Here is an 8,395-nt window from a genome sequence, read left to right as displayed (position 1 = left end):
GCTTTTGTCCGATGGGTGTGCAACGATTGTTGTGTAGCGACTGCTCAACTGAGGAGCCGGATGCGGGAATTCCGCACGTCCGGATCTGTGGGAACCACGGGTGAGCAATCACCCGTGGTCACCCGGCGGCAATCGCCTAAAGGATGCCTTCACGCTCTAGCTGCCGCGTCAACACCTCGATCTGCACGTCCAGGTCTTCGACGTCTCGCTGGACCAGCGACTGGTGCTGCTCGCGGAAGCTGGCTTCGACAATCTCCAAGGCTTCGCGGAAGCGCTGGTCGAGCTGCGGTGCCGCGACCTGCCCATGGGTATTCGCATAACCCTCGACGACACGCTGAACGCCGTCGAGGTAGACGTTCAGGAACTTGCGCGCCCGCCACAGATCCCGCGGATCGTCCTGAACGCGCTGAAGAATCTGCCGCGCCAGGGCCGCGATGCGGGTCAGCCGCGCATCCAGCTCCGACTGATGGATATCCCGGCTCGCCTGCTCAAGGGCGGCGATCGAGTGCTCGGCACGTCGCAGTGATTCGACGCCATGCGCACCCATGCCTGACGGGCGGCGACGCAGCGGAAGCTCAACCCCGTAGACCAGATGGAAACCGAGCAGCGTCACCAGCGAGAAGATGAACGCGATAGCCGGATGATGTCCGACACCCAGCCAGGCCGTCACGCCGCTGCCGAGCGCGATGAGTCCCGCGGCAAAGGTCTTCAGCGGCCACCGCTGCCAGTGCGTCTTGGTATCCCCGTTGCGCCGAACCAGCAGCGCTCCGCCAAGCAGCAGACCGTAGCCGAGCGCATCGCCGAGCAACAGGCCGAGCTGCCCGCGGACAAGCGCGATCATTGCGGCCGCGGCCAGCGGCAGCGGCAGCACGAACAGCAGCCAATCCATCGCGCCGCTGCCTCTGTTCGGCGCCTCTGCATTCCTCTGGCCTTGTCCGCTGATCCGCCGCCACAGCAACATCAACAGCGCACCGACGATGACCAGGACGATCAGGAGGAGCAGCAGCCGCTTCATCGCGGTTCCCTCAGTCTAGTTCAGCGTCCGCAGCGTTGGTGACGGCCGAGGTCATCGCGGCTGTAGCGGACGAGCTGCACGAGGTCAGCAGCGCCTGCGACGAGGAAACGCCGATACCCAGGAACAAGAACAGGATTCCCAAGAGGCGACGTTGGCGATCTGACATGCTCGGACTCTCTTCGCTTAGGGCATATCCATCCTATGCTTACCGGAGCCGCTGCGACCGGTTGCCTCGGAATCGGGAAGTGATTGCGGCATGCGAACGAAACGCAATGAGCGCAGTCAGCCCAACGTCCTCGATCTAATGCTCGCAGAAGCGATTGATGCGGCGAGCGAGAGAATGCGCTCTCTGCCTGGGACGGTCCGCATCAGGCATGCAGACGGTGGGAGGGTCGCGTGAGGCCAGGGCTTGTGCGCCCTGATCTCCGCTCGAATTGGTAGCGGGGGTAGGATTTGAACCTACGACCTTCGGGTTATGAGCCCGACGAGCTGCCTGACTGCTCCACCCCGCAACTGAGCCGCTTACTATATACGCGCTAAGGCGACGATGCAAGCCCTTTTGATGAACAGCCCTTACAACGTCTTCAGATACTCGAGCAGCGCCTGCAGCTCTGCGTCATTCAGCAGATCGCCGAACTCGTGCCCTGCCTTTCCGTATCCGTAGCGGGTCGTATCGTAAACCCACTTCCGCTCATCGAGGTCCCCGAACTGCTCGCGCCCCTGCTCAAGGGCCTCGACCCTCCAGCCCAACGCCTCCCGGTCGTACTCGGGTTCTGCATTCGCGAAGCGCCAGTAGGTTGGCCGTTCCTCGCTGTCCAAGAGCGCCGCCAGCGTCGGCACCGAGCCGTTGTGCAGGTAAGGGGCCGTCGCCCAAACGCCGTCCAGCGGCGGTGCGACATAGCCTAGACCAGGCATGGTCTCAGCGTTGCGCCCGTAGAACGATGCGTTGAACCAACGAGCAAAGCGGTCGGCATGCCGGTAGCCGGCCTCGGCCATCGCCGGGTCGGTGCCAATCTCGTCGAGGGCGATCAGCTCGTTGGGATAGCGCTCGATCCGACCGTAGCGACCGTGACAGTCGGTGCACTCAGCCTTGAACAACTTTTCACCCTCGGCGGCGAGCTCGGCGTCGATGGGATAGGGATATGCCGGCGCCTCCAGCGTTGCCAGATAGGCGCGCACATCGGTGAACCAGGCATCGATCTCACGGGCTTCGGCGACCGAGTCGGTGCAGGTCGTCGACGCCAGCATCATATAGCCGACGTGGTCACCTCGCCCCTCACCGTTATAGAAGGTCGCGTGCTTCTTATCGACGTTCCACAGGGGAGGCACGCTCGCCGGGAGGACCTGCTCCGATGGCAGTGCCATCAGCGGCTCGTTCGACCAGGCCAGTGTCTCCGGATCGCGATGCGCCATCAGCGCCAGCGTGATCGCCTGCGCCGGATTCGCGCCGATGGTATCGGTCATCGACCAAGGCGCAATCGCGCCGAGCCGATCGGCCCACTTGCGCCATTCCTCGGCCTCGGCGCCGTCCTCGACGTAGGCGCCCGCGCCTTCGATCGCGACCACCGGATCAGCCGTGAAATCGAGGAACTCGTTGCCGAGACCGATCACGAGCTCGCCGTTGAGCGGCGCCGCGTGACAGCTGAGACAGTTGCTTGTCACAAGCTCGACACCGCTGTCGGCCCTGAATGCGGTCAGACGATACGGCAGCTCCGCATTGCGGCCGCGCCGTCCGGGGAGCTCGTATTCGGGTTCTGGCGCACCAGTGCTTGCGGCATAGGCATCGTAAGGTAGGCCGCAGGTCACCACGGCCCGATTCATTAGCGCGTCATAACCGACCTTTGGATCACCAGGCCGCTGCGGCCATGGCGGAATCGGGCCCGGCTCGGCCTTTGTCACCGTCACCGAGCCCTCTGCCGCCGGGGCCTCCATCGCTGACTTGCTGCTGTCGCAAGCACTCAGACCCAGCGCGATCAGAACCAGCATCAGCCACCGGCCAAGGTGCCGATCTGGAGCGGTCAACCCATCCTTCGTACATACCATCTAAACCACCCGCATCTCCGAAGTCACCGATAGCGACAGGGCTCACGGGCTCAGGTTCCGGTGCTGGCCTCAGCGTAACCGCTCAGATCCATGAAACCGAGGCCACCGAGCTCGTCCGACCCACGCCAGCCCGACACGCGCACCGCTCCGCTCCAAGTCTGCCCTGCACCCCCACCAATGGCCAGTGTGCGCAGGGCCATGGCCCGATCTTTGAGCAGCGGCACGATCCGAAGCTCGAGATCCCGGCCAGGAATCACCAAACGCCAGTCCAACGGATACTGGACGCCGCTGGTTGACATCCAACGTCCATCTCCAGCCGTCAGACGGAGATCGCGCCGCCGTAGCACAGCCCGATCACCGTCGACATTGATCAGTAAGCAACGAGGGATCGGCGTACCGCCGCCGCCGCGGCGGCGCAGATGCAGACAGCTCAGATCGACGCCGTCATCGAGCTGCAGCCGAAATCGATTCGCGACGAGCTGACCACGGCGCCCGCTCAATGCCTCGGCCAAACTGCCCCATACATGTTCCAGCCAGCCGATACCCTGCAGCTCGCGCACCTCGCCGGCGACCGCGACCGTCCCGCTGACCCGGAACCGCGGCTCGCTATAGCCAGCTAGGGACGTCGCCGCATCCTCAGAAGCGCCAGCAAAGACCACCTCATCCACCGAGACCGGCATCTTGCTCGGCGATAGCGCCAGCGTCAGCTCGACACCCTCACCCGATGCACGAACGCGGGCCAGCTGGTCGCCTTCACGAACGAGCTCCCAGTGCTCCAACCAGACACGTGCTCCCCCACCCTTCAGATCGTCCGTACCAGCCAATCCCAGCGCCGCGCGGCTGGCGCGCTCAGCCGTTATCGACGGCCCGCTCGGATCAGAAGCGATCACCAACTGGCCGGCAAGTAGTTCATCCGCCGCAAATGCGGACGCGCGCCGGATCGTCGACCATTCGTTCGCCGTCTGATCGTCAATACCAAACGCAGCATCTTTATCACGACCGGCAGACGCGTCCCGTCTAGCGAGCGCATATCGCACGAGGGTCAGCCGTAACGACAGTTCGGGTCTCGCGTCATCAGACAGGATCACGCTGATGTCCCAAACCTCGGCAGGTGCAACCGGATGCGCCCCATGGTCGTCCGGAAACGCTAAAACCCGCTTGGCGAGCGCGGCACCCGTGGCACCCCTCGCCTCCTGACCGAGCGCTGCAGCGACCGCTGCGACCTCCACGCCACCGCTCGGCGACGCCGATCCGCGCGGCCAGAACCCGTAGGCCAGCCCTGCCAGCACCACCATGATCAACGGTAGAGTCATCCAGCGCATCAATCATCCCCAAGCCAGACGATAGAAGGGACCCGAGCAGGACGACGGGTGCCAAGGCCAAGAACGACCGTCCAGACGAGCCCGCCAAGAAGCGGTACGGTCGCTCACCTCCGCGCTCGCGCCATCTCGTACTCGGCCATCGCCCTTGGCATCAGCCGCTGTAACTGCGCGATGCGGCGCTGATCCAGTGGATGCGTGCTCAAGAACGCTGGCGGCGCCCCGCCACGCTCCGCGTTGTAGGCCGCAAACCGTTTCCAGAAGGCGATCGCCTCGCGCGGGTCATAGCCGGCGCGTGCCATGTATAAGAGCCCCAGCTCATCGGCCTCCAACTCCTGCGTCCGCGAATACGGCAGCATCACCCCGAGCTGACTGCCGACGCCATAGGCCTGCATGATCAGCTCTCCGGTCACGCCCGCATCCGAGCCCAAGGCCGCAGACAGACCGGCCCCGCCCAGCTGCACCAGCATCCCATGCGACATCCGCTCCGCACCATGGCGCGCGACCGCATGCGCGATCTCGTGCCCGATCACGGTCGCCAGCCCAGCCTCGTCCTTGGTGATGGGCAGGATAGCCGTATAGACACCAACCTTGCCGCCTGGCAGCGCGAACGCATTCGGCGAGTCCTCTTCGAACAAGACGAACTCCCAGCGCGCGTTAGGCAAGGCTGCGACCTCGCTGATGCGTCCCCCAACCCGCTGCAGCATGGCCGCATCCTGACCTCTCCTCACCACTTGGTGCTCACGCTTGATCCGATCAAACGCCTTCAGGCCCAGTTGCGCCTCCTCGGCCGGGCTCACCAGCAGGAGCTGACGCCGACCGGTCTCAGGCGCTGTCGCGCAGGCTGCCAACGCCGAGCACAAGATCGTCATCAAGAGGACCGCGGCCAGCCGATGACCGACGATCCTAACCCCCCGAGCAGCCAACCACTCGCCGATCACATCGAACCTCCACTCAGGACAGATCGACCGCGTGGCGCTTGAGGTCGGCTAGGTCACAGACCTCGAGTGCTCGCTCATGGGTCCCGCGCAGCGCGACCTTGGGAGCACAACCGGCGTCGAGCGCCTCCTGCCAGCGTGCCGCGCAGAGGCACCAGCGGTCGCCCGGCTTCAAGCCGGGAAACCCAAATGCCGGCACAGGCGTCGTTAGATCATTGCCGCGCGACTTCGAGTACTCGAGGAACTCGGCAGTGACGCGGGCGCAGACGGTATGTGACCCCAGGTCATCAGGACCCGTATCACAATGACCATTACGCGTGAAACCGGTCATTGGCTCCAACGAACAGACTTCGAGCGGCTCACCAAGCACGTTGCGGGCTCCGGGCATCGCAGACTCCCTCAGAGGATCGACAGGAGACGCTGATATGCCATGCGCACCGCGCCAACACAAGGTCAGCGACCGCAGCGGCGGCAGCCAGCACGGCCGCAACGGGAGGCTAGCCGATGGTAAGATCACGGACATCCAAATCCTGACAGGAGCAAGATGCCATGGCGTTTGAACAGATCCAGGTCCCGAAAGTCGGCGAGCCGATTCGCGTCAACCCCGACAACAGTCTGGTCGTGCCCGACCAGCCCATCATCCCCTTTATCGAGGGTGACGGCATCGGTGTCGACATCACGCCGGTGATGCAGAAGGTCCTGGATGCAGCCGTGGCCAAGGCCTACGACGGCCGACGCCAGATCGCCTGGATGGAGATCTATGCCGGTGAGAAGGCGACCAACGTCTATGGGGCCGATGTCTGGCTGCCGGACGAGACGCTCAGCGCCGTGCGCGATTATCTGGTCTCGATCAAAGGCCCGCTGACGACACCGGTCAGCGGCGGCATCCGCTCGCTCAATGTCGCACTGCGGCAGCGTCTCGACCTCTATGTGTGTCTGCGTCCGGTACGCTACTTCTCGGGCACGCCGAGCCCGCTGAAGAAGCCAGAGGATACCGACATGGTGATCTTCCGCGAGAACTCGGAAGACATCTACGCCGGCATCGAATGGCCAGCCGGCTCCGATGAGGCCGAGCGCCTTGTCAGCTTTCTCCAGGACCAGCTCGGCGTGACCAAGATCCGCTTCCCGAAGACCTCCGGGGTCGGCATCAAGCCGGTCTCGAGCGAGGGGACCAAGCGCTTGGTGCGCAAGGCCATCCAGTACGCGATCGACAACGAGCGCGACTCGGTGACCCTCGTCCACAAAGGAAACATCATGAAATTCACCGAAGGCGCGTTCAAGGACTGGGGCTACGAGCTCGCGCGGGAAGAATTCGGGGCGGAGCCCCTCGATGGCGGGCCTTGGTGCTCCTTCAAGAATCCCAAGACCGGCAACGAGATCATCGTCAAGGACGTGATCGCGGATGCCTTCCTGCAGCAGATCCTGCTGCGGCCAAAGGACTACGACGTGATCGCGACCCTGAACCTGAACGGCGACTACATCTCTGACGCGCTCGCCGCCCAGGTCGGCGGCATCGGGATGGCACCGGGCGCAAACATCTCCGACAGCGTCGCGATGTTTGAGGCAACCCACGGCACTGCGCCCAAGTATGCCGGCAAGGATCAGGTCAACCCGAGCTCACTCCTCCTTTCGGGTGAGATGCTATTGCGCCACCTCGGCTGGACCGAAGCCGCTGACCTGGTTATCAAGGGGATCGAGGGCGCAATCGCCGCCAAGACGGTCACCTACGATCTCGAGCGCTTACTGGAGGGCGCCACCAAGCTGAGCTGCTCGGCGTTCGGCGACGCGGTGATTGGCCGGATGGGCTGAGGTGGCAGTCCAGAGCCCGGAGCGGGATAGTTAGACGTACCAAACCACCCCGGGCTCACCAAGCAGCCCGGGGCCTACTTGCTCGGGTCAAGACCACCTGAGACGGTGCTTCTGGTCGCGGCTCACATCGTGCGCTGCACCGTTGCGGCATGCAGGCCTTTCGGTCCTTGCGAGACCTCGAACTGCACCTTCTGCCCCTCCTTCAAGGTCTTGTACCCGTCCATCTCGATCGACGAGAAATGCACGAAGACATCCTCGTCGCGACCATCAGGTTTGACGAAGCCGTAGCCCTTGGCATTGTTAAACCACTTGACGACACCTGTAAGCATCGCAGACTCCTCCACTACTTCAATCGATCTTCGGTTGGTTGTTCAGCTTGTTGTTCTATTCGAGACCCGGCCGCGCTGCCGCGACACTGGGCTGCCGACCCGCCTTCTCCGCCCAGATGAACGGATCGTGACTCCGAAGTATAGTTGTCCATTGCGATCGGTCAATCTTGCCGACCGAACCGCCTGACGCGGGGCAAACAACGAAACTCGATGTCAACCGAGCCCCTAAGGAGTGGCCTGAGACCGAGAGAGGACGATCTCAGAGCAACGTTTGGAGCGTAGACGTCGAGGGCTGGGGGCTGTATTTTTCCTCCATGATCCCTACACATGGTGAAGGTTCGCTCAGCCTGATTGATCATGCTCCTCGTGCCAGACGGATCTGCCGAATGCTACCGAAGCAACGACGCTAATCGAGACCGATGTTCTACCGTTTAGAAAACGCCCGACTCATTGATGCAAGCTACGGCGGCACACGCATCCGCTGCGCCAGCCAAGAGGAAGGCGCAGACGATTCTGGCCTATCGGTCGAAGAGGCCAAACCGGCACTGAAGCGTCCGCCGCTGTTCAAGGTGTTGCTCGTCAACGACGACTACACGCCGATGGAGTTCGTCGTTCATGTCCTGGAGACCTTCTTCGCGATGACACCCGAGAAAGCGACTCAGGTCATGCTGCACGTCCACACGCGTGGGGTCGGCGTCTGTGGCGTCTTCACCCGCGATATCGCCGAAACCAAGGTCTCACAGGTCAACGACTTCTCACGCCAGAACCATCACCCGCTGCTGTGCACGATGGAGGAGGCGTGAGAGAAGACCGTGCCATCAACCGCCAAGGCAGCGGGCTCAGGGACCGGTTGGGTCCCGCTCGCCAGGTCGCACGCTCGAGTCGCAGCGATCGACCGACGCATAGCGAATTCGAACAACCGAGGCCGACCTGCGCGAGCGA

General features: G+C 63.4%; 8 protein-coding genes and 1 tRNA gene. 2 read left to right on the top strand and 7 right to left on the bottom strand.

Features of this window, described 5'->3' with window-relative positions; genetic code table 11:
* Positions 1-136: 136 nt before the first annotated feature.
* The 6 genes from CKO40_RS11565 to CKO40_RS11540 all read right to left on the bottom strand — a co-directional run bounded on the left by CKO40_RS11565 (position 137) and on the right by CKO40_RS11540 (position 5,703).
* Positions 137-1,015, bottom strand: coding sequence for a 5-bromo-4-chloroindolyl phosphate hydrolysis family protein (locus tag CKO40_RS11565; protein WP_200346361.1), 879 nt, complete (start codon positions 1,013-1,015; stop codon positions 137-139).
* Positions 1,016-1,450: 435 nt separating this feature from the next.
* A tRNA-Met gene (locus CKO40_RS11560) sits at positions 1,451-1,527 on the bottom strand.
* A 61-nt stretch (positions 1,528-1,588) separates the two neighbouring features.
* Positions 1,589-3,001, bottom strand: a complete 1,413-nt coding sequence (locus CKO40_RS11555) for a c-type cytochrome (protein WP_242476989.1) — start codon at positions 2,999-3,001, stop codon at positions 1,589-1,591.
* A 107-nt stretch (positions 3,002-3,108) separates the two neighbouring features.
* Positions 3,109-4,371: a lipocalin-like domain-containing protein gene (locus tag CKO40_RS11550; protein WP_200346360.1), complete on the bottom strand. Its 1,263-nt coding sequence runs from the start codon at positions 4,369-4,371 to the stop codon at positions 3,109-3,111.
* A 113-nt stretch (positions 4,372-4,484) separates the two neighbouring features.
* Positions 4,485-5,249 (bottom strand): M48 family metallopeptidase, encoded by a 765-nt coding sequence (locus CKO40_RS11545; RefSeq protein WP_200346359.1) that lies wholly within the window; start codon positions 5,247-5,249, stop codon positions 4,485-4,487.
* Between the two features lie 82 nt (positions 5,250-5,331).
* Positions 5,332-5,703 carry a DUF2237 family protein gene (locus CKO40_RS11540; protein WP_200346358.1) on the bottom strand — a complete coding sequence of 124 codons (372 nt, stop codon included), beginning with the start codon at positions 5,701-5,703 and terminating at the stop codon, positions 5,332-5,334.
* Between the two features lie 161 nt (positions 5,704-5,864).
* On the opposite strand from CKO40_RS11540, the gene icd reads away from it, so the two are divergent.
* Positions 5,865-7,124 (top strand): NADP-dependent isocitrate dehydrogenase, encoded by a 1,260-nt coding sequence (icd, locus tag CKO40_RS11535; protein WP_200346357.1) that lies wholly within the window; start codon positions 5,865-5,867, stop codon positions 7,122-7,124.
* A 122-nt stretch (positions 7,125-7,246) separates the two neighbouring features.
* Here the strand turns inward: icd and cspD are convergent, their stop codons facing one another.
* Entirely contained in the window at positions 7,247-7,453 is a 207-nt protein-coding gene (gene cspD / locus CKO40_RS11530) for a cold shock domain-containing protein CspD (RefSeq protein ID WP_200346356.1), read from the bottom strand.
* 419 nt (positions 7,454-7,872) lie between these two features.
* On the opposite strand from cspD, the gene clpS reads away from it, so the two are divergent.
* On the top strand, positions 7,873-8,256 hold the full coding sequence (gene clpS / locus CKO40_RS11525) for an ATP-dependent Clp protease adapter ClpS (protein WP_200346355.1): 384 nt from the start codon (positions 7,873-7,875) through the stop codon (positions 8,254-8,256).
* Positions 8,257-8,395 lie beyond the last annotated feature (139 nt).

This window comes from Halochromatium glycolicum (assembly GCF_016584085.1).
In the GTDB taxonomy this organism is placed as follows: Bacteria; Pseudomonadota; Gammaproteobacteria; order Chromatiales; family Chromatiaceae; genus Lamprobacter; species Lamprobacter glycolicus.
The sequence above is the reverse complement of the archived record's forward strand: the minus strand, read 5'-3'. Positions and strand labels throughout refer to the sequence as shown.

Coding starts and splice junctions, on each gene's coding strand:
- CKO40_RS11565 (WP_200346361.1), bottom strand. CDS start 1,015: ATGAAGCGGCTGCTGCTCCTCCTGATCGTCCTGGTCATCGTCGGTGCG.
- CKO40_RS11555 (WP_242476989.1), bottom strand. CDS start 3,001: ATGCTGGTTCTGATCGCGCTGGGTCTGAGTGCTTGCGACAGCAGCAAG.
- CKO40_RS11550 (WP_200346360.1), bottom strand. CDS start 4,371: ATGACTCTACCGTTGATCATGGTGGTGCTGGCAGGGCTGGCCTACGGG.
- CKO40_RS11545 (WP_200346359.1), bottom strand. CDS start 5,249: ATGACGATCTTGTGCTCGGCGTTGGCAGCCTGCGCGACAGCGCCTGAG.
- CKO40_RS11540 (WP_200346358.1), bottom strand. CDS start 5,703: ATGCCCGGAGCCCGCAACGTGCTTGGTGAGCCGCTCGAAGTCTGTTCG.
- icd (WP_200346357.1), top strand. CDS start 5,865: ATGGCGTTTGAACAGATCCAGGTCCCGAAAGTCGGCGAGCCGATTCGC.
- cspD (WP_200346356.1), bottom strand. CDS start 7,453: ATGCTTACAGGTGTCGTCAAGTGGTTTAACAATGCCAAGGGCTACGGC.
- clpS (WP_200346355.1), top strand. CDS start 7,873: ATGTTCTACCGTTTAGAAAACGCCCGACTCATTGATGCAAGCTACGGC.